Here is a 21,125-nt window from a genome sequence, read left to right as displayed (position 1 = left end):
GTCAGTCGAATCCGCGCGCGCAATAAATTTCCCGTTCCAAGCCATATTGCTTAACTTTTTGATAGAGAGTGCTCTTGGCAATGTCGAGTTCGCGCGCCGCGCGAGCCAGGTTGCCCCGTGTGGCGATAATCGCGCGTCGGATGAGATTCGCTTCGCTCTCGGAAATATTGAAGGTCGTATCGGCGTGCGTGTCATGGGTTGCCATCTCGTACGTAAGCTCCGGCGGTAGGTTATCGACATCAAGAACTCGGCGGTCGCTCATCAACAACATGCTCTCGATCACGTTGCGCAGCTCTCGCACATTTCCTGGCCACGCATAGTCTTCCAGGCGTGCGATAAGCGCCTCGTCCAAGCGGCGAGGCTTTAGCTTGTGCAGTGCGCAGAATCGCTCGACAAAGTGCTGGGCGAGAAGGTCGACGTCACCCTTCCGATCTCGCAAGGCGGGAATCCGGATCGACGTCACCGCCACCCGATAATAGAAATCCATGCGAAAGCGACCGTCCGCCACATCCTGACGCAGATCGCGATGCGTCGCGGCAACAAGCCGAAAGTTGACCTTGCGCGGCGCGCTCTCGCCGAGACGGTAGATTTCGCCCTGTTCAAGCACGCGCAGCAGGTGGGGCTGGAGATCGAGCGGCATTTCGCCGATTTCATCCAGGAAGAGCGTGCCGCCGTTGGCCGCTTCGATCTTGCCGACCAGACCGTTGCGACGCGCGCCCGTGAAAGCGCCATCGATATAGCCAAAAAGCTCGCTTGCGAGCAGGTCGCGCGATAGACCGCCGCAATTGAGCGCCACGTAAGGACCCTCTCGAAACGGGCTGGCCTGATGGATACCTTGCGCGAATTCCTCCTTGCCCGTTCCAGTCTCGCCCAGCAGCAGCACGGGCACGCGGGAACGAGCCAGGTGGCTCGCCTTGCGGACGGCTTCCAACAGGCCGCCATGACCGGTAATGATTCTGGCAAAGCTTGCCGACATTGCCGAAGGAGGACCGTTTTCTTCCCCATTTGCTGGAAATCGCGACAGTTCGGTCCCTCTGGCCCGCGCGCGGCCAAGACCCGGCATCGGTATGATCAGCAGGGTTCCCAGGCGCTCGCCGTGCCTGACCGCTGGCACCAGCCATTCTGGACGCAACCAGGGCGGATAGGCCTGTCGCTCACTGTCGAGCGCGAGCGCCGGGATCCGCCGTGGCGCGGCCAGATCGAGATCGGCGCCAAGAGCGACGAGCGCCGCCTGCCCGTTTTCGTTGGCCTTGATGGGATAGCCACGACGGTCGAATAGAACCACGCCATCGGTGCCCCCCGACCAGCGCGGCAAGGCAACTTCCAAGAGCTGATAGCGCCGCTCCATCTCGCGAATGGTCAGTCGGCTCTCGATCCGGCTGGCCGCCGTCACGACCAGGGCCATGCTCTGGCGGTTGTAGGTTTCCGAAAGCCCGGATACATCGATCACACCCAAAATCTCGCCATCGTGGGGATGACGAATGACGTTGGCGGAACAGGTCCAGCGTTTGATGCCCGCGCAGTAATGTTCGGCGGAGTGAATTTGCACGGCGTGGCCGACGGCAAGCGCGGTGCCAATCGCGTTGGTACCACAAATACCCTCGCTCCAGACCACGCCAGGCAGCAAATGAATGTCTTCGGCAAAACCTAGGGTGCGGCTATCGCCCTCCATGGTGAGAATAGTGGGATTGGTGTCGGCGAGCGCCATGATGGCGCCGGTCTCCGCGAGAAAATCCCGCGCGCAGGCCATGATCGGCGCGGCGGCTTCAAAGAGTTCGCGATGCTGACCCTTGAGCGACTCCAGCTTGGAGTTGCACACTGGCGACGGACCGCTGCGTTTTTCGGGATCGACGTGGTGTGCCCGGCAGCGTTGCCACGAACCTTCGACGATCCCGCGCAAGGCGTCGGAGGGCTGCCCACCGCCCGCGAGAAATCGTTCCCATGCCGTCATGATCGCCGCATCGTTCCCAGGATCGGCAAAAACCTGCCTCTTGGCATTATGCGTCATCTCCATTCTCCTCCTCGGTAGTTGCAACAGGCGTATCGCTGTCATCGCGAAGAGGGGATTGATTCCCCATTCATTCCGCCATGTTGGCTTTGTCTAAATTTTCAGCGTTTCCAGCATCTCCCAGTGCATGAAATGGATCGCATTTTCGTGTCTCTAAATATAGCAAAGATAATGCCATAACAATATAAACTATATAATTATTAGTGATTTTTGATTCGATGATGTGAAAATTTCAACATGGATATTGGCGCGATTCGCACAAGCGAATCCGCGGGACGATTCAAGTGAAGAAAGAGAAAAGAGAAGGGTTTCGTTTGATCGAAGGCGCTACAGCGTGGGACAAAATACGAAGCGTCCGGTTTTCGGACGGACGAAAACGTTTGATCGTCCGAAAACCGGACGCTTTGGGTCGCGCCTGTTCTCGACAAAAGTCCATCCACCATTCCCAGCGAGCTTCTCGCGGACGGTAACGCGGCTCGCTGGAAGCGGACGGTCAGCGCGGTTTGATCGCCACTTTTAGCACGCCGTCGCGCTGATTGGCGAATAGTTCGTAAGCGGCCACAATGTCGTCGAGTTTGTAGGTATGGGTGACCAGCGCACCGAAGTCGGCGCGGCCGGAAGCCACCACGTTCAATAGCCGCCGCATTCGTTCCTTGCCGCCTGGACACAGCGAAGTCACGATCTTGTTATCGCCGAGACCGGCATGAAAGGCATCGAGCGGAATCTTCAGATCGCTCGAATAGACGCCGAGGCTGGATAACGTACCGCCGGGCTTCAACACGCGCAGTGCCGTTTCAAAGGTCGTTTGCGTGCCCAACGCCTCGATCGACGCATCCACGCCGCGCCCCCCGGTCATCTTCATGATCTCGCTGACGACATCGACTTGGCGAAAATTCAAGGTGATGTCCGCGCCCATATTGCGTGAGATTTGCAACCGATCGTCGATACCGTCGACGGCGATGATCGTGCTCGCCCCACGCAGCTTCGCGCCGGCGGTGGCGCACAGGCCGATGGGACCTTGAGCAAACACGACCACGGTATCGCCAATGCGAATGTTGGCGGCTTCCGCGCCGGCAAAGCCCGTGGACATGATGTCGGGACACATCAAGACCTGCTCGTCGGTGAGGCCGTCCGGCACCGGCGCGAGATTGGCTTGAGCATCGGGCACTCGCACATACTCGGCCTGAGCACCATCCAGGGTATTGCCAAAGCGCCATCCTCCCATCGGTTTGTAGCCATGGCCGTGGCCGCCGCCATCCTGGGAAGGAACTCCATCCTGGCATCCATAGGACGTGAAACTCGGACAAATGGCGCCGGCGATCACTCGCTGGCCTTCGGCATAGCCTTGCACGTTGGCACCGAGTTTTTCGATCACACCCACCGGTTCATGGCCGATGGTTAGGCCAGATTTTACCGGATACTCGCCTTTCAGAATATGGACATCGGTGCCGCAAATGGTGGTGGTGGTAATACGGATCAACGCATCGTTGGGACCGACCTCAGGAATCGGCTTGTCGGTCAACTCGATACGGCCGGGCGCAACGAATACGGTTGCTTTCATCATGGCGTTCATGGTGTTTCCTTGATGCCAATGGCGATAGTTTTGACTCAGTCGTGGAATTTTGGTTTACGTTTTTCCTGGAACGCTTGCACGCCTTCCTGGGATTCCTCGGTGCCGTAGAACAGGCTGACGGCCTTGAGGCCCAATGAGGAAATCCCGGCGATGTGGGCGGTGTCGGCATTGAAGGAACGTTTGGCCAACTCCAGCGCGGTCGGGCTTTTCTCCAAGATTTCCGCGCACCAGTGCTCGACTTCGGCATCCAGTTCGGCGTCGGGCACGGCCTTATTCGCCAGGCCCATTTGCACCGCTTCGGCGGCGGTGTACTGGCGGCAGAGGTACCAGACTTCCCGCGCCCGCTTCTCGCCGATGACCCGCGCCATGTAGGCGGTGCCGAAACCGGGATCGACCGAACCGACCTTGGGACCGACTTGGCCAAACCGGGCCGATTCGGCGGCCAAGGTCAAATCGCACAGCAGCGCCAGGACGTGGCCACCGCCGATGGCGTAACCGCGCACCTTGGCGATCACCGGCTTGGGCACGTCGCGAATTACGCTTTGCAGTTCTTCCAACGGCAGGCCGATTACCCCACGGCCGTCGTAATGGCCAGCGTGCGCCGATTGATCGCCGCCGGTGCAAAAAGCCTTTTCGCCCGCTCCGGTCAAGACGATGACGCCCACTTTTTTATCCCATCCTGCCTTCAGAAAGGCATCGATCATTTCCTCGCAGGTTTGGGCGCGGAAAGCGTTGTATTTATCCGGGCGGTTGATGGTGATAGTAGCGACGCCGTTGTTGATCTCGTACAGAATGTCGTCGTAAGCGGTCGTCATGATGGTTCCTCGATAATTGAAAGACGTTTGCCCGACCTAAGGGCGATTGTGGTTAGCGACCTTTTTGCTTTGCAATATCTGCAAAATTTTCAAATGACTATTTCATTCTCGCAATTCATGGCGATCAGCGAACAGCGCAAGAGCTTCCGGGTTGGCGAGCGCCTCGATGTTCTGGACCGGTTGGCCATGGACGATGTTGCGCACCGCCAGCTCAACGATCTTGCCGCTCTTGGTGCGGGGAATCTCGGTGACTTGCAGCACCTTCGCCGGTACGTGGCGCGGCGTGGCGTTGTCCCGAATCGTCCGCTTGATCATGGCGATCAAGTCGTCATCGAGTTCGATGCCGTCCTGGAGCTTCACGAACAGGATGACGCGTACGTCGCCTCGCCAGTCTTGCCCGATCACGATCGATTCGATCACTTCCGGCAGCTTCTCGACCTGCCGATAGATCTCGGCGGTACCGATGCGGACGCCGCCCGGATTGAGGGTGGCGTCCGAACGGCCATGGATAATCAAGCCGTCGTGCGCGGTCACTTCGCAAAAATCGCCGTGGCACCAGACACCGGGAAAACGCTCGAAGTAAGCGGCCTGATATTTCTTGCCGTCGGGATCGTTCAAGAAACCGACCGGCATGGACGGAAACGGACGCGTGCAGACCAACTCGCCCTTTCTTTCCCGAATCGGACGACCTTCGTCATCCCAGACATCGACCGCCAAGCCCAGCCCTTTGCATTGAATCTCGCCACGCCAGACCGGCAATGCAGGATTCCCGAGCACGAAGCAGCCCATGATGTCGGTGCCGCCGGAAATCGAGGAAAGCTGCAAATCCGACTTGATGGCGGCGTACACGAAGTCGAAGCGTTCAGAGACCAACGGGCTGCCGGTAGACGTAACGACCCGCAGATGGTGCAACTCATGGGTTTCCCTCGGTTTGATCCCGCTTTTTTCCAGAGCGTCAAGATACTTGGCCGAGGTACCAAAATGGGTCATGCGCTCGGCTTGGGCGTAGTTCCAGAGAATCCGGCCCTGTTCGACAAAGGGGCTGCCATCGTACAGCAACAGGGTCGCGCCGGATGCCAGCCCGGACGCCAGCCAGTTCCACATCATCCAGCCGCAGGTGGTGAAATAGAATAGGCGGTCGCCTTCCCGGATGTCGGTGTGGAGCTGATGTTCCTTTAGATGCTGCAACAGCGTCCCGCCCGCACCGTGCACGATGCATTTGGGAATGCCGGTCGTGCCCGAGGAATATAGGATGTAGAGCGGATGATCGAAGGGTAGTGGGATAAATTCGGGTTCGGTCACCGCCGTATGAGGTGCGACGAAGCGCGCCCAGGACACCGCTTTGGGCAATTCCGTCGCCTGCATGTCCGCCTCATTATGCAGATAAGGAACCAGAATCAGGCGTTCCACACTGGGAAGCCGCGGCGCGAGTTCGGCCAGCTTGTCCCGAATATCGATGGCCTTGCCGTTATACCAGTAGCCATCGCAGGCGATCAGCACCTTGGGTTCGGTCTGGTTGAACCGGTCAAGCACGCCCTGAACGCCGAAATCCGGTGAGGCGCTGGTGAAAACCGCGCCGATGCTGGCCACCGCCAACATCGCGATGATGGTTTCCGGCAGATTGGGTAGATAGGCGGCGACGCGGTCGCCAACGCCGACGCCAGTAGCGGTTAAGGCTGCCGCGAACTGGGCGACCTGCTGACGCAGTTCGGTCCGCGACAACCGGCGCTGGACTTTGTTTTCGCCCCAGAACACGAGGGCTTCCGGGTTGGCGCAATCCCGCAGCAGGTTCTGGGCGAAGTTGAGGCGGGCGTCGGGGAACCAGCGCGCGCCCGGCATTCGCTCGGGATCGACGAGTATTCGTTCCCCGCGTTCACCCACCACCCCGCAGAATTCCCAGACCGCCAGCCAGAACTGCTCAGGCGCGGCGACTGACCAGGCGTGCAAGTCCGCATACGACGCCAGGGCCGCGCCAGAGATGGCACGAGCATGCTGGGTAAAAGCCGCTATTCGCGTCGTGGCGCTCCAAGCTGGATCAGGTGTCCACAGCGGTCGATTAGGATGCCTCTTATCATTCATTGGCGTATCTCCGTGAATACCAAAATCGCATTATGGCGATGATAGTCGGGGCCGCCTAAAACCTTGTGGCGGCCCTGTGTTGATACAGAGGGAATCGCTATCCCGGCGATCCATTGTCACCCTTCATCTCTCAAGCAGCCCGTTCCGGCACTGGCAAATCGAGCCATTCCTGATAGAACGCCTCGATATCAGGCTCGAAATCATGAATCACCGGATACCAGGGGGTCGGCGCTTCCACGTCATGCAGCGTGCCGCAACTCGGGCAATAGTATTCGCGATACACTTGCCATGAGACATCCGGGGCCATCAGCTTCGGATAAATTTCGCTCATGGCTTCCTCGGTATCGCGCACGTAAATGTTGGCGTATAGCTTCCAGTTCTCGCGGTAATCGCAAAACTCATGCCCACAATCGCATTTCACGACCCATTCCTTGGTTTTGGTCTGTTGCACGATATACATGTGCGGACTCAACGGCAATACGATGCGATCGTGCCAACTGACCTTGCTTTGCAGCACGTCGAGATAGAGGCTAAAGCGTTCCTTATCCTTGGGCATGGACAACATGCGTAGTGTGGTGTCCCAATCCAGGGACCCTTCGACGAGGTGCTGTACTTGATCTTTGGTATAAGAAGACATGGCGTGCTCCTTGATTCAGTTTGTCGTTAGGGGGCGGCTCGCGTTACTCTTCGACCTGAACGATGGTCCTGACATCCGGTAGCTTCGCCAGGTCCATCCGATACTTCGAGCCATAACACGGCACGTCGAGCTCTTCCTCCATCAGTTTCCAATCGTGCGGCAATCGCCAGAACTTCTTGAATTCCGCCAAGAATTTCGGAGAAAGCGCGAAGCTCGTGGCATACATGTGCCGCACCGGACGCGAAGCATGCTTGGTGATGATGCGCGCGCGCTCCGCCTTGATCCATTCGCGGGTTGGCACCGAACGGGCGATTCGTTCCTGGCGGATTTGGGTGCGGCGCTCTTCGGTCTTCTTGGCATCGACCGACCATGTCCCCTTGTCATCCTGGGTTGCCACCGCGCCGTGCACCGATAAGGCAAACTCCGGCAGGATGAACTTCTGGTTCAAGTCGTAAGTGATGGCTTGCGGATCGCGATCGAGCGGATCGCCGAAACCAGGGCCACCGCGAATGTAATTGAGGTAGAGATCGTACTCGTCGTAGCAATCCTCGGTGGTCATGCACTGCTGGTCGCGCTTGATGGTGGCGGTCGCGTCGATATGGTGTTCGTAGTTCGGCTTGGCCGGATTAGTATCGCCGCCCAGCGGCAAGCTGTCGCCATACTCGATCCGTTCCTTGAGACCGGTGTTATGCGCCTCGAAACGGTAACCGGTGGCGGGTGGATAGCCGCCCATCGTCCCCCAGTCGCTGTTCATGTAACCGTTGCCCATGAAAAACATAGTCCAGTCCTGGGCTTTCCAGACCATGCGCAGCGTTTCGAAGCCGCAGCCGCCGCGATACTTGCCGTAGCCGCCGGAATTAGCCTTGACGTTGCGGCCCATGTACAGCAGCGGCTCCGCCATTTCCCAAATCTCGATATCGCCCATGTCGCCTTCCGGATTCCAGATGGCGGCGGCATGGTTGAGGCCGTCCTTGATCGCACAGGCGCCAGTGCCGCACGAGGAGGCTTCAAAGCTGTTCACCGCGTGGATTTCGCCTTCCTGATTGATTCCCCCACCCTGGAGCCAGTTGGAGGTATTGGCGTTGCCGGCGTTGACTTCTTCCAGATAGCCGCGACTGAAGTAGGCTTGCGACAAGCCGCGCCACAACGCGCTCCAACCGGAAACCAGGAAGTGCCAAGCATAGGCATGGCCGGTGCGGCGGTCGTCGGGATTGCACCAAGCCCCTTTGGGCAAATGAAATTGCGTGCCGAAATAGGCGCCGTCGTTGATCCGCTGGGTGGGAACCAACGTCTGCGACATCATCACCCAGATGCCGCTGGTGAAGGCGACCTGATGGGCGTTGTAGGAATGCCAGCCCCAGCGGCTGGCGCCCTCGAAATCAAGGCGCCATGTGCCGTCCGCGCGAATCGTCATTTCGCAGGGCGAGTGCATGATCGTGTCGAGTTTGGCGAAGGCCGACGAGGTCTGGACGTCCGGATGCGCGTAAGGGACGTCCACGAACGCCACCTTGCGGTACTTGCCCGGCAGGGTCATGGCCTTGAGGCGGGATTGCAAGCCGCGACGGCCTTCCTCGATCACTTCGAAAGCGAATTTCTCGTAGGCGTCGATGCCGTCTTCCCGAATCACGTCCTCGACCAATTCGCGGATCATGTGGCAACCGGCGATGCGGGTACGCTCGTCCAGAATCCAGTACTTCGGCGTGCGCACCGAACGCTGGCTTTCGTGCAGCCAGTCGCGCAGCGGCATGTCGTTGATGCCGGTTTTGCGGCAGGTGATCATGTACCCGTCACCGAAACGCTGCACCTGACCGGTGGACATCGAGCCTGGCGTGATCGAGCCAGTGTCGATGACGTGGGTAACGCCGCCCACCCAGCCGATCAGCCGATCCTCCCAGAAGATCGGGACGATGGTGGCGATGTCGCAGGGGTGGACATTGCCGATCTGGCAATCGTTATTGGTGAACATGTCGCCAGGATTGATGCCGGGGTTGAATTCCCACCCGTTCTCGATCATGTACTTGATCGCGGCGCCCATCGTGCCCACATGGATGATGATTCCGGTCGAGGTGAGCACGCAGTCGCCCGCCGCGTTGTAGAGCGTGAAGCACAATTCGCCTTCTTGTTCGACGATGGGGCTGGCCGCAATCTTCTTGGCCGTCTCGCGAGCGTGCACCAGACCACCGCGCAGCTTGGAAAACAGTTTTTCATAACCGATCGGATCTTTCTCGCGTAATTCCAGCCGTTCCAAGCCGTTGTAGTGACCGGTGGCGGCGGTGCGCTCGAGGATTTCATCGCGGAACTGCTTGAGCGTTTTGCCGTTTTTCAACAGATCGGGGCCTTGTACCGCGTTGGAGGTCATCATGTTCATTCTGGCAACTCCTAATTAGATTTTCCTGCCACTTCTTTGAGATGGAACAAGCGATGCTTGTCGAGCGTGGTCTCGAAACCGGTTGGCACCACGAAGGTCGTTGCGTCCGATTCGATGATGGCTGGACCGACGATGTGGTTGCCGGGATGGAGCGCTTCCATCTTCCAGATGGTGGCCTCGACCCATTTCTTGTGGCGGTAGAACGGGCGGGTGCCGAGATAGGCTTCGTCTGGCGGTGTCGGGCCATCCTCGGGGTCTTCCGGCAGGACCGGCTTCTGCGTCGTGACCAAGCCGCGCATGATGGCGGTGGTGACGGAAAATCCCAGCTCTGGCGAGCGCGCCGAACTGGCGTAGACACGACCGTAGGTATGCTCGAACGCCGCGACGATCTGATCCCAGTCGGCGGCGGTGGTGGCCGCGGTCACCGGCGAGGTGATCTCCAGGTCGTTGAGCTGCCCCATGTACTGCATGCGATAGCCGGGACGCAGGATCACATCTTCCGGCTTGAACCCATTGATGACGAACTCGTCGATCACCTTGGCGGCCAGTTGGTTCCAAGCCGTCTGGATGACCTTGCAAGCGTCGACTTTTTCATCGTCGGAGGCTAGGTGCGGCAAGGCCAGATCGACTGATTTGTCATAGCGGTATTCGAAGTCGGCGCAGGCGCACCCGAACGCCGAGAAGCCGGCCGCCCAGGCGGGTACCACCACATCCTTGAAGTGCAGTCCTTCGGTATAGCCGTAGGTATGAACCGGACCGGCGCCGCCGTAGGAGAAACAGACGAACTCGGCTGCGTTGTAGCCCTTGGCGCTGATGGTGGCACGCAGATAGTCGCGCAGGTTCAAGTCCAGCAGTTCGATCACGCCGGCGGCGGCGTCTTCCACTTTCAAACCGAGTGGATCGGCGATCTGTGCCTTGAGGTGTTCGCGGGCCCGCTCGACGTCCAGCTTGATGGCGCCTCCCAGGAAGTTCTCCGGATTGAGATAGCCCAGCACCACGTGACAGTCGGACACGGAGACAGTATCCAGACCGCTGTCCGCCCAGCAGGTGCCGACTCGATAACCAGCGGAATCCGGTCCCAGCTTGATCGCGCCGCTATAGGGATCGAGACGCACAAAGCTGCCCGCGCCCGCGCCGACCGAATCCATCGCCACCAGCGGCAACGACAAAACCAGGCGCGCCATGTCTGGATCGGAGGCGATGGCGAAGTTACCCTTGGTGATCAGCGCCATGTCGAAGCTGGTGCCACCGATGTCGGAACAAGCGATATTGTCGTAACCGAGTGCTTCGCCCAGCAGCTTCGAACCGATCACACCGCCGATCGGACCAGACACGATGGTGCGGGCAAGCTCCTTGGCCTTCCAACTGATCGTGCCGCCATGGGTAGCCATCACCCGCAGATCGAAGTGCGCGCCGTTCTTCTTGAAGCGGTCGCTGACCTTTTTCAAGGTCTGGCGCGAGGGTTCGGCGGCATAGGCTTCGAGCACCGTGGTGTTCATACGGTGGGATTCCTTGCGCGATGGGTAGTAATCGACGGACGCGAAGACCGGGATATCCACGCCGTGTCTCTTCAGTTCATCGCGGCAGATATCGCGCGCGCGCAGCTCGCTGGTGGCGTTCTTGTGGGATTGGAGAAAACAGATGACGATGGCCTTGGAACCGGCTTCCACCAATTGCCGCGTCGCCTTGCGTACTTCGTTTTCGCGCAGTTCGATGACGATTTCACCTTGCACGTCGGTACGTTCGGTGACACCTCGGGTGCGCGAAATCGGCACCAGCGGCTCGTCGTAGCGATGGGTGTTGAGATGGATGCGCTCCTCTAGCGCGTAACCGAGATAGCTTTGAATCGCGCGTCCCATCGAATGGATTTGCTCGAAGCCTCGGTTGCAGATCAGCCCGACTTCGAGTCCTTTGCGTTGCACGACGCGGTTAAGCATCGCCGTGCCGGAATACACGCCGGTAACCAGTTCCGGATAGACGTCGTTGACGCTCCGCTGCCAATGTTTGAGCGCGTCCTGCGAGGACTCGAAGATGGCCAGGGATTCATCTTCTGGATTGCTCTGCGCCTTGCCGACTACGAATCTTCCATCGGCGCGGACAAAGAAGGTATCGGTCATCGTGCCGCCGGCATCGATGCCCATAACCTGTACCTGTGATAGGGTTTGGGGTTCCATGGGGTTTCCTCTGGTGTGTGATCTAGATGCCAGTTCGTTGCTGGCCCCCCAGGATTTGCAGCGGACGTGCCATTCGACCATCCGTGCAGTGCACCATAACTGAAGTCAATATGTCGATTGATAAAATAATGTATGATATTGCATTGCAATATAAAATATGGAGGGTGTCGAATATCCGAAAATCGCACGCTCAAGCCGACTTCCGACCGATTTCCAATCAATAGACTGATCTGCCTAGTGTGCCGAGTTAAAATCGGGGAAGATGCGATGTAGCGTTGAGCCTTGAGGTATTCGTGCGGGTTCACCTCTATCGCTTGCTGGAGAAACGGCAATCCGCCGCCGCATCGATTCGCGAGAATATCTATAGAGCAAGCTCGTCAACATTTAAATCAAGAGTACTTAGTATGGCAATTGCTTATCTTGATTATCCTTCATTCTGTTGCCGGAGGCTCACTATGACGATACTTGCAACCGACTGAGCTGACATACCGCCCTTGCATGTGGAATTCAATTTGACTGTCAGCATGTTGCGCCAGCAAAATCGAAAGTTCCGAGGCACAGGTGGAGTGAGTACGGAAAACCAGGAACAAGGATTCACGAAAACGCTTAGGATGCCCCACCGCTTGCGGTGGAGAGGAGTGAGCCATCTGGGGTAGCGGGTTCGATACTCACTGCTATCCCAGATCAGTCTTTTTTCTTTTTAAAAGCCCCATCGCAAGCGGCGGGGCTTTTTACTGGCGCGTTGGCGGCTTATCTCATGAGGTGGCGAATGGGAAAGAACAGACTTGAGGCGTTCAGCGATGGTGTCCTCGCGATAATCATCACAATCATGGTGCTCGAAATGAAGGTTCCGCATGGGGACAGCCTTGGCGCGCTCGCGCCACTTGCCCCAGTGTTTATGAGCTACGTGCTCAGTTTCATTTACATTGGCATCTACTGGAATAATCATCACCACATGCTTCACGCTAGCACCGGGGTAACGGGGGGCATTCTCTGGGCAAACTTGCATCTACTCTTTTGGCTATCGCTGTTTCCGTTCGTCACCGGATGGATGGGCGAGAATCACTTCGCTGCCGTTCCTTCGGCGCTTTATGGCATAGTGCTCCTTGCGGCCGCTATTGCTTACTGGATTCTCCAGCAAACGATTATTGCCTCGCAGGGGCCGGACTCGCCACTGAAGGCAGCAATCGGAGGTGATTGGAAAGGTAAGCTCTCCCCATTCCTGTACTTGCTCGGAATCATCTCCACCTTTATGTGGACCTGGGTGGCGCTGGCGCTTTATGTCCTGGTTGCCCTTATATGGCTGGTACCTGATCGCCGCATTGAGAAATCTCTACACCATGACGCCTAACCAACGCTTTCCCGCCCTCGCGGCCCACAGCGCCGCCGGTGCTGACCACCACCAGCGACGCCAGGATCTTGAGCACACCCCATGCGAGTCGGGCCGGCTATTGCCAATATGCTTCCACCGAACGGTCGTTGCTATCCGCTGGGATTTTGTCGCCGCGAGCGCTTATCTGGCGTCACCCTTCCAGTGAAAATACACATCGCGACCGGTTTTGCCGTCCAGCGTGACTTCTCGCGTTTCGGATTGGCCTCTGAACTGAGCGGTGATTCGGTACTTGCCTGCTGGCAGCATGGCATAGGTCATCGGGCCGGCGTTGCTGAGTTGCAAGTAAGGTACGCCCTGCGCATCAGTGACCAGTAGCTTGACATCAGCCACGAATTCATTGTCTTTGCGCTCGGAGAAAATCATGCGCAGCGGCCAATCCTTGGCGATCTTATGCATATATTGCTCACTGCTCTCGCCGACGCCGCCGTTGAGATACATCGTGGTTAACACCGGTTCGATAATGATCAGCTCGTCCTGGGCATAAACCGGAAGACTCGTGACGACCAACAGGGCCGCGGCGGACAAGCTGCCGATTAGCGCCCGGCGGGAGGTATTCATCAGACTCATCATGGTTTCTCCTATACAGTTGAGTTGGCGGCAGGTCGCGCAGCGCCTCGCAAAATTTGCCATCCGCGCAACCTGTTTGTGTACTGTAGGAGAACTGCTCTACGCTCCCAAGTGCCGTTCGTCATGTAGAAGAGAGGTCATCCGTCACGATGAATTCTCAGGCTTTAAATTCCAGAACGATGCAGGTTCCTTCTCCAGGCCGGCTGTGCAGTTCGAAGCGCGCCTTGATCAGTTCAGCTTGTTCGCGGATGCCGCGCAATCCGTAATGACCCGGACAGGGCGCCGCTGGGTCGAAGCCGACCCCGTCGTCAGCGATTTCGACGCGCACACACGCCGGCCCATCGGGATCCCAGCAGAGCGATGCAGCGGTTTGCGGCTCGGCCCAGCGTAAGGCGACGCGCACCGCGCGCGCACCGGCGTGCCGCTCAACATTATTCAACGCTTCTTCGACGATGCGAAACACCGTTTCCGCCCGCTCGTCAGCGAGGCCAGCGGCTTGCGTATCAGCATCCAGCCTGGCATCGACGCCCGAGCGATCCTCAAAACGACTTAACAGATCTTGCAAGGCTGCGCCAAGGCCCGCATCGCACACATCGTTATGGCGCATTTGGGAAATCGCCGCGCGCGCCCCGGCCAGGCCGCTGGCGGCGACGTCTTCAGCCTGAGCCAACTCCGCATCCAGTTCAACAGGATCAAGGCGGTCGCGCAGCTTGCGAATCAGGCGAATCTGCGTCAGCAGCGCCATCAGCGAATGGGCCAGCGTATCGTGCAGTTCGCGCGCCAGCCGTAACCGCTCACGGGCGATGGCGGCGTGACGGGCTTCCTTGGCCATTCGCTCGATGCGCGCGGTTCGTTGCGCAACGCGGGCGTCCAGTTCCGCGTTCAGGATCGCTAATCCCTTCTTTTCCTGTTGCAGATACCCCACTAGGTCGACCAAGGTCGCGCCGATATGGGCGATCTCATCGGCTCCGGCGGGAACCGAGATATTTTGTTGTACACCCTGGCGAACCGCCTGCGCTTGATCCGCCAGCAGCGTCAGGCGGCGCGTGAGGGTGCGAGTGGCGAGAACCGCGGCGACCGCTGAACCCAGTCCTGCCAAAAACACGACTAGAAAAACCCCCCGGCGGGCGGTCTGGGCGCGCGCCAGGGCGGTGCTGGCGTCTTGACGCAGAATGACGATCCAATTCAGCCCTTCTTTTTCTTCAGAGAGCGCGTTATTCCGGCCAACCATGTAGGCGCCACCCTCGCTGAGGTCAGAACCGGTTGCGAGTGTGCGGTTGCGCCAGTTTTTCGGACCGATCAACAAGAAACCGTCTACAGCGGCAATCAGAAATAAATCGAGCGGTTGTTGCGTATCCAGATTGTGCAACAGCTCATTTTGTTGGCGCTCGATCCAACTCCAGGAAAGCCGGGCGCTGAGAACGCCAGCGAGATGACCTGAAGGCTGCTTGATCGGTACGGCGACAATGAACCCTGGTGATCCGTTCGCGAGTTTGTCAGGTAAAGCTTCCCCATCGAGTAAGGAAACACGACGGGTGTCCCCGATGAACGAATGCTGTTTGCCTTCCTGAAACCAGAACTGTGCAGAGACATTTTTACCATGCAACACCCCGCCGGTGGCAGCCACTACGCGACCGTGCTCGTCCGCCACGCCAAGCCAGGCGAATTCGGGGAAATGAGCCTGCACGGCTTCGAGATGATGACGGAGGGCATCGGTGCCCCGATCCTGAGAAGCGGCAATTTGGACGGCGGTAACTTGGAGGATGGAGCGCCGCATTTCCAAATTCATATCGAGCGCATGGTGAATTTGCACAGCGAACTGGGTTAGCAGGCGTTCGGCATCGGCGCGGGCAAGGCGTTCGGCCTCACGGGCAGCCAGATTCGCTCCAGCCAGCGCTGCTAATAAGATGACAGCGAACACCGTCCAACCGATGGCGGCGGAGAACCGTAACCGCGGATTGAGATAGGATAATAGTTTCATAATAGCAATTTTCGCATGTCATTGTGACTGAGGTCATCGGCTCCTATGACTACGGCATGACTTTTGTTGCTGTGCTGGCTGAAGGGGTATCCGCTACAATAATGCGCAAGGCGGTAGTGATGTTTCGATTCACGATCGCAACCCAAACATTGAGAATGAGCGCAGCAGTGAACGATACCGACAGACCTATCCTGCGACTGTTGATTGCCGATGACCAGCCGCTGATCCGACGTGGGCTGGCGATCATGCTGGCGACTGAACCCGATATCGAAGTGGTTGGACAAGCGGCGGATGGCCTGGAAGCGATTGAACAAGCCTTAGCGACCCAACCGGACATCGTGGTGATGGACTTGCAAATGCCTCGCGCCAGCGGGATTGTCGCCACCCGCGAGATTACTACGAAGCTGCCTGCCACGCGAGTCGTCGTCCTCACCACTTACGATTACGACGAATTGGTGTTCGAGGCCATCTATGCAGGCGCACAGGCTTACTTACTCAAGGATGCCCCCGAGGAGGAAGTGCTTGAGACGCTGCGTGCGGTCCAACGCGGCGAGTCGCGCCTGTCGCCGACTATTGCCCGCAAAGTGATGGAACAGTTCCGAACGTTTGCCGGTTACACCGTGAAAACCGAAGCCGATCTCTTGAAAAGCGCTATCCTCAAGGACATCGACAGCGTCGACCCCGCGCTGCAAGCAGCTCAAACGGCGACGTCCGCGCCGAAACCGGTTGCTTCGCATTCGATCGACGACCCGCTTACCGACAAGGAGGAACGCATCCTCGACCTGATCGCGCAAGGCAAGAGCAACAAGCAAATTGCCGCCTCGGTGTTTCTGGCGGAAGGCACAGTCAAGAATTACGTCAGCCGGATCATGGATAAACTGCATGCGCGCAGCCGGGTCGAACTGGCTATGCGCGCGGTCACCCGACACGGCTGACCCCCGACAGAATCCTATCATCGCAGGGATGCTTACGCGTGACCGGCAACTCTGCTTTGACTCGTCCGGGATTGTGGTTCAGGATCACGATTGGCGCTGGTTTATTAATATTTTTCGATAACATATTAAATATGACAAAATAACTTGCTGTTTCCTTTACCGATGCCTGAAACCTCCATACATGAAAGACGCTGCGTCTAACGGTCATGTCGAAGGGATTGACGCTCCTACCCATGAAACCGGGTTTCATGGCGGACTGCAATCCTGCTTGCTCTCGGATGCCGCTACACAACCGGTTGCCCCTCCCGTACTTATCGGTTCCACCGATCCGCCAACTTTCACCCTGGTCAATCCGAATGGTCAAGCGCCAGTGGTTTTAGTATGTGATCACGCCAGTAACGTGATTCCAGCCCAGTTGAACAGTTTGGGACTGGGGAAGCACGAACTCAACCAACACATTGCCTGGGATATCGGCGCTGCTCAAGTGGCTCAGTTACTGGCAGCGCGCCTGAATGCGCCCGCCGTCCTGGCCGGCTATTCACGGCTGGTCATTGATTGCAACCGTCCGCCGGGTCATCCCACTTCGATGGCCGAGGTTAGCGACGGTATTTTTATTCCTGGTAACCGCGATCTGAGTGACCAGGAAGCCGAAGCTCGGTTAAACGAAGTGTTCTGGCCCTATCACCACGCGATTACCCAAGCGCTGGCCCATCGCTGGCGGCATGGTCACGGTCGTGCGCCCGCATTGATCGCGATTCACAGTTTCACCCCAGTGATGAATGGGTTTCGTCGTCCCTGGCAGCTTGGGGTGCTGTGGAATCGCGATCCCCGGCTAGCTGAACCGTTATTGACCCGGTTTGGGGCTAATATCGAATGGTGTGTCGGCGACAATCAGCCCTATTCAGGGCGTGAAGTGGGTTTCACCATGGATACGCATGGCGGCGCTGCCGGTTTGCCGCATGTGGAAGTAGAAATCCGTCAGGATTTACTGGTCGATAATGAGGGTTGCGCATACTGGGCGGATCGAATTGGTGATGCGCTTGAGGCCATTCTACTGGATAAAACCTTATACGAGATTCGCCATTACTGATCGATAGCACTATTGAGGGCGTCCATAGTCGTATATAATAATTGACAATTGTATTCGATAATTCCGGGAGAATATCGATCATGGGTGCGGAGGAAAACGCCGGCGAAGCCCCGCGCAACAGACGCTCATGGACGCGGACAGCCATGCTGGCCGTGGCCTATGTCGTTATCTGGGTGGCGCTTTGGCATGCGGTCGACCGGCTTAATCAATTAGCTGGCGTTAATCTTTGGGTTCCATGCGCAGGTCTGACCTTTGCCATTCTGCTGGAATATGGCTGGCGGTCACTGCCCTTACCTTTGCTGGCCACCCTACTGGCAGGATGGTCACACAACGGGTTCGGGGAGCGCTGGCCCTATAGCTTGGCCGCTAGCCTGGCGCCGCTGCTTGGCTATCTGATCGCCGCCTGCATTCTGCGCCATCGTCCGGGTGGCAAGCGCCCCGGCGCATGGCGTTTTGATGATCCACGACGGGTAGCGGCTTTTCTGGGCGCAGTCATGCTGGGTACGCTGTTCGCGGCGCTGGCGGGTGCCCCGTTGTTACAGGCAGCCGGATTATCGCCACCCATGCTGTCATGGCTAGAAATGGTTGAGCAAAAGTGGATCGGCGCTTTCATTGGCGTCGCTACTGTCACCCCTTTGGCGTTAATCTTCGTCGCACCCTTCGCACGACGGTTTGTGCGGAAGGAACCCTTATATCGACCAACAGCGGCTCCCGCCACCGAATTTCTATCTGTGCACCTGGGCGTCCTGCAAGGGGGAGTATCCATCGCATTGATTGTGGCGTTACTTTTGACGCCTCTCCCCCAATGGTTCGGTCAGTCCTATCCCTTCATGACCTTGTTGTTGCTCCCTGTATTGACCTGGATCGCTGCGACTCATGGAGTTCGAGGGACTATGCCCACCGTGCTGCTTTATCAATTAAGCATCATGGTGCTGGTCCTGGATTTCACTCAACCGATGTTGGCGTTCCAATATCAGATCGCCATGGCGGTCATCGCAGCCTCGGGACTGCTCACAGGCGCCGTGTCCCAGGCGCGACTGGTGGATATCGGTCGATTCCGTGATTTGGCCGAAGTATCCAACGATCTCCTGTGGGAGTTCGACGAGCAGGGACGTTTGTGTGATCTCCAGGGGCATTTCGTTGGCTCCAGGGAAGCGTTTAAAGGACAATTGGGACGGCATTGGCGGGAATATGTGCTGCCGGATCAAGATGCTGATCTCAGCGGACTTCGCACAGCGCTTCGCCAACGCCAGCGCTTTCAACAACGGGTGTTGCGGGTGCGGTTGCCCGGCGCAAGGACGCCGATCTGGACACGTAACAGCGGTTTGCCGCTGTTCGACGACAGCGGTGAATTTCGAGGTTATCGCGGCACCACCACTGATATCAGTGATTACAAGGAAGCTGAGGCACTGCGTGAACAGGCCGAATCGCTATTGCAGGATTACGACCGGACCCTGGAAGAGAAGGTGGAAGCGCGGGTGGTGGAGCGCACCCGGATGCTGACGGAAGTGAGTCTGCGCAATTGGCGGCTGGCCAATTTCGACAGCCTGACCGGATTGCCCAACCGCAATTTGTTTTTCGAGCATTTGCGCAAGAGCTTGCAGCAGTCCCGGCGTCAATGGCGACTATTAGCGTTACTGCTGGTGGATCTGGATGGCTTCAAGGAAGTGAATGACACCTTTGGCCACGATATGGGGGATGAGTTGCTGCGGCAGGTTGCCGGGCGTTTGCGTCAATGCATCCGTGCGACCGACACCGCGGCGCGACTGGGTGGCGACGAATTCACCATTGTCCTGGCCGATCTGGAACAGGCCGAGGCGGCGGAAGCGGTGGCCCGGAAACTAGTGGCCAGTCTAGCGGAACCGGTGCCCGTGGGTGAAGTCAGGGCTACAGTCACCGCCAGCGTTGGGATTGCGCTTTACCGGCCAGAGTGGCCGGCGAATCTGGAACAGGCCATGTCGTTGCTCAGGCAGGCGGATGCCGCGATGTACGAAGCCAAGCGGGCAGGCAAGAATGATTGGCGGTTCGCCGAACAGTCGGCGCCGGAAAGTAGTGAAACGTCAAGCGGGCAACACCCGAGCTAACACCATTTTGAGATATTCGGTTTCGGGAATGGCTGGCGGCACAGGATGATCGGGTCCCTGCCGCCCCTGCTCCAGAATCACCAGATTGCGATCCAGATGTCGGGCAGCTTGCAACAAGGTCTGGATCAACAGGTCGCGTGATAATAATTGCGAACAGGAACAGGAAACGAGCAGACCATCCCGCTCCAGGACTTGCATGGCCATTTCATTGAGTCGGCGATAGGCTAATGCGCCTTCCTTAAAATCCTTGCGGCGTTTGATAAAAGCGGGCGGATCGACGACCACCACGTCGAAGCGTTCGCGGGCCTCGCGCAACGCTTTCAATACTTCAAAAGCGTCGCCCTGCTGGAATTGCACCCGGTTGCTGGCGCCGTTCAACGCGGCATTAGCCCTTGCCAGTTCCAGCGCCGACGCGGAACTGTCCACCACCCGCGCCTCCCGTGCGCCGCGCACCGCAGCGCGAATACCCCAGGCCCCGACATAACTGAACACATCCAGCACCCGCCGGTCGCGAACGTAGCGATCCAGCCGGGCGCGATTATCCCGCTGATCATAAAACCAGCCGGTTTTCTGACCGGTGCGCGGCGCGACCTGGAAATGCAGACCGTCCTCCTCAACGGTGACGAGTTCAGGAACCTCGCCCACGGCCTCGGCGACATAGCGCTCCAAGCCTTCCAACTCTCGCATGGGACTGTCATTGCGCCACAGCACCGTCGCCGGCTTCAACACTTTCTGCAAAGCCGCCAACACTTCGTCCTTGAGTCGCTCCATGCCGGCTGTGGTGATCTGCGCGACGCATAAATTGCCGTAGCGATCCACGATCAAACCCGGTAACCCGTCACCTTCGCCATAGACCAGCCGGTAAAAGGGCCGCTCGAAAATCCGCTCGCGCAAGCTCAACGCCACGTTCAGGCGATGCACCAGCAGTGATGAGTTCAACGGATGTTCCACATCGCGGCTGACCAGGCGCGCGCACAGCAGAACATGTGGATTGATATAGCCCGTGCCGATGAATTGACCGTTATTGGCTTGAATGGCCACCGGCTGGCCGGGTTGGAAATTGCGCAGCGGTGTCGCTTCCACATCGATCTCGTTGCTATAGACCCACAGGTGGCCAGCGCGCAACCGGCGATCTTCATTCTTGCGTAGACGCAAGGGGGCAAATTCGGCGAGGGAAACAGAGTGGGTCGTCATGAGCGCAGGGTATCCGGGATGATGAGGCGTGGAAGCGGAGGCTGGCGAGAACGTGGTAAACCCGACATTCTGCACACTAGATTTCCAATTTGTTAATCAAAAATATATCTTTTAATTCAATTTATTAAGAATAGAACTTATGCTGACTTTTGGCGGCTTGCCTATATGTTATGGTGGGGCGTGGACTCGATAGAGTACGCCGAAGCACGGTCTTTACTTTATTCCGG

At 58.0% G+C, this 21,125-nt stretch carries 14 protein-coding genes; 4 read left to right on the top strand and 10 right to left on the bottom strand.

Annotated features, from left to right (window positions below):
* Position 1 precedes the first annotated feature (1 nt).
* The 7 genes from H6973_00710 to H6973_00680 form a co-directional block, all read right to left on the bottom strand.
* Complete coding sequence (locus H6973_00710; protein ID MCP5124189.1) at positions 2–2,008, bottom strand: sigma-54-dependent Fis family transcriptional regulator; 2,007 nt, start codon at positions 2,006–2,008, stop codon at positions 2–4.
* A gap of 493 nt (positions 2,009–2,501) precedes the next feature.
* Positions 2,502–3,581, bottom strand: coding sequence for an NAD(P)-dependent alcohol dehydrogenase (locus H6973_00705; GenBank protein ID MCP5124188.1), 1,080 nt, complete (start codon positions 3,579–3,581; stop codon positions 2,502–2,504).
* 35 nt (positions 3,582–3,616) lie between these two features.
* Positions 3,617–4,396: an enoyl-CoA hydratase/isomerase family protein gene (locus tag H6973_00700; GenBank protein MCP5124187.1), complete on the bottom strand. Its 780-nt coding sequence runs from the start codon at positions 4,394–4,396 to the stop codon at positions 3,617–3,619.
* Positions 4,397–4,498: 102 nt separating this feature from the next.
* On the bottom strand, positions 4,499–6,475 hold the full coding sequence (locus H6973_00695) for an acetoacetate--CoA ligase (protein MCP5124186.1): 1,977 nt from the start codon (positions 6,473–6,475) through the stop codon (positions 4,499–4,501).
* A 130-nt stretch (positions 6,476–6,605) separates the two neighbouring features.
* Entirely contained in the window at positions 6,606–7,112 is a 507-nt protein-coding gene (locus H6973_00690) for an acetone carboxylase subunit gamma (GenBank protein ID MCP5124185.1), read from the bottom strand.
* A 43-nt stretch (positions 7,113–7,155) separates the two neighbouring features.
* A complete protein-coding gene (locus H6973_00685; protein ID MCP5124184.1) occupies positions 7,156–9,480 on the bottom strand; it encodes a hydantoinase B/oxoprolinase family protein in 2,325 nt (774 codons plus the stop codon).
* An 11-nt stretch (positions 9,481–9,491) separates the two neighbouring features.
* Positions 9,492–11,654 carry a hydantoinase/oxoprolinase family protein gene (locus H6973_00680; GenBank protein MCP5124183.1) on the bottom strand — a complete coding sequence of 721 codons (2,163 nt, stop codon included), beginning with the start codon at positions 11,652–11,654 and terminating at the stop codon, positions 9,492–9,494.
* A gap of 769 nt (positions 11,655–12,423) precedes the next feature.
* Between H6973_00680 and H6973_00675 the strand changes: the two genes are divergently transcribed.
* Positions 12,424–13,005, top strand: coding sequence for a DUF1211 domain-containing protein (locus H6973_00675; protein MCP5124182.1), 582 nt, complete (start codon positions 12,424–12,426; stop codon positions 13,003–13,005).
* Positions 13,006–13,167: 162 nt separating this feature from the next.
* On the opposite strand, the gene H6973_00670 is transcribed toward H6973_00675, so the two are convergent.
* Together H6973_00670 and H6973_00665 are read right to left on the bottom strand one after the other, a co-directional pair.
* Positions 13,168–13,617, bottom strand: coding sequence for a hypothetical protein (locus H6973_00670; protein MCP5124181.1), 450 nt, complete (start codon positions 13,615–13,617; stop codon positions 13,168–13,170).
* Between the two features lie 154 nt (positions 13,618–13,771).
* Positions 13,772–15,595, bottom strand: coding sequence for a hypothetical protein (locus tag H6973_00665; GenBank protein MCP5124180.1), 1,824 nt, complete (start codon positions 15,593–15,595; stop codon positions 13,772–13,774).
* Between the two features lie 155 nt (positions 15,596–15,750).
* Between H6973_00665 and H6973_00660 the strand changes: the two genes are divergently transcribed.
* From H6973_00660 to H6973_00650, 3 genes are all read left to right on the top strand, one after another.
* Entirely contained in the window at positions 15,751–16,530 is a 780-nt protein-coding gene (locus H6973_00660; GenBank protein MCP5124179.1) for a response regulator transcription factor, read from the top strand.
* Between the two features lie 181 nt (positions 16,531–16,711).
* Positions 16,712–17,620, top strand: coding sequence for an N-formylglutamate amidohydrolase (locus tag H6973_00655; GenBank protein MCP5124178.1), 909 nt, complete (start codon positions 16,712–16,714; stop codon positions 17,618–17,620).
* An 80-nt stretch (positions 17,621–17,700) separates the two neighbouring features.
* Complete coding sequence (locus H6973_00650) at positions 17,701–19,704, top strand: diguanylate cyclase (protein ID MCP5124177.1); 2,004 nt, start codon at positions 17,701–17,703, stop codon at positions 19,702–19,704.
* Here the strand turns inward: H6973_00650 and H6973_00645 are convergent.
* Positions 19,681–20,898, bottom strand: coding sequence for a class I SAM-dependent rRNA methyltransferase (locus tag H6973_00645; GenBank protein ID MCP5124176.1), 1,218 nt, complete (start codon positions 20,896–20,898; stop codon positions 19,681–19,683). The genes H6973_00650 and H6973_00645 overlap by 24 nt on opposite strands.
* Positions 20,899–21,125: the final 227 nt, after the last annotated feature.

The sequence above is a fragment of the Gammaproteobacteria bacterium genome, assembly GCA_024235095.1.
Classification (GTDB): Bacteria; Pseudomonadota; Gammaproteobacteria; order Competibacterales; family Competibacteraceae; genus UBA2383.
The sequence above is the reverse complement of the archived record's forward strand: the minus strand, read 5'-3'. Positions and strand labels throughout refer to the sequence as shown.

What these genes read in the sequence shown, in the direction of transcription:
- H6973_00710 (MCP5124189.1), bottom strand. Translation starts at nt 2,008, where the DNA reads ATGACGCATAATGCCAAGAGGCAGGTTTTTGCCGATCCTGGGAACGAT.
- H6973_00705 (MCP5124188.1), bottom strand. Translation starts at nt 3,581, where the DNA reads ATGAACGCCATGATGAAAGCAACCGTATTCGTTGCGCCCGGCCGTATC.
- H6973_00700 (MCP5124187.1), bottom strand. Translation starts at nt 4,396, where the DNA reads ATGACGACCGCTTACGACGACATTCTGTACGAGATCAACAACGGCGTC.
- H6973_00695 (MCP5124186.1), bottom strand. Translation starts at nt 6,475, where the DNA reads ATGAATGATAAGAGGCATCCTAATCGACCGCTGTGGACACCTGATCCA.
- H6973_00690 (MCP5124185.1), bottom strand. Translation starts at nt 7,112, where the DNA reads ATGTCTTCTTATACCAAAGATCAAGTACAGCACCTCGTCGAAGGGTCC.
- H6973_00685 (MCP5124184.1), bottom strand. Translation starts at nt 9,480, where the DNA reads ATGAACATGATGACCTCCAACGCGGTACAAGGCCCCGATCTGTTGAAA.
- H6973_00680 (MCP5124183.1), bottom strand. Translation starts at nt 11,654, where the DNA reads ATGGAACCCCAAACCCTATCACAGGTACAGGTTATGGGCATCGATGCC.
- H6973_00675 (MCP5124182.1), top strand. Translation starts at nt 12,424, where the DNA reads ATGGGAAAGAACAGACTTGAGGCGTTCAGCGATGGTGTCCTCGCGATA.
- H6973_00670 (MCP5124181.1), bottom strand. Translation starts at nt 13,617, where the DNA reads ATGATGAGTCTGATGAATACCTCCCGCCGGGCGCTAATCGGCAGCTTG.
- H6973_00665 (MCP5124180.1), bottom strand. Translation starts at nt 15,595, where the DNA reads ATGAAACTATTATCCTATCTCAATCCGCGGTTACGGTTCTCCGCCGCC.
- H6973_00660 (MCP5124179.1), top strand. Translation starts at nt 15,751, where the DNA reads ATGAGCGCAGCAGTGAACGATACCGACAGACCTATCCTGCGACTGTTG.
- H6973_00655 (MCP5124178.1), top strand. Translation starts at nt 16,712, where the DNA reads ATGAAAGACGCTGCGTCTAACGGTCATGTCGAAGGGATTGACGCTCCT.
- H6973_00650 (MCP5124177.1), top strand. Translation starts at nt 17,701, where the DNA reads ATGGGTGCGGAGGAAAACGCCGGCGAAGCCCCGCGCAACAGACGCTCA.
- H6973_00645 (MCP5124176.1), bottom strand. Translation starts at nt 20,898, where the DNA reads ATGACGACCCACTCTGTTTCCCTCGCCGAATTTGCCCCCTTGCGTCTA.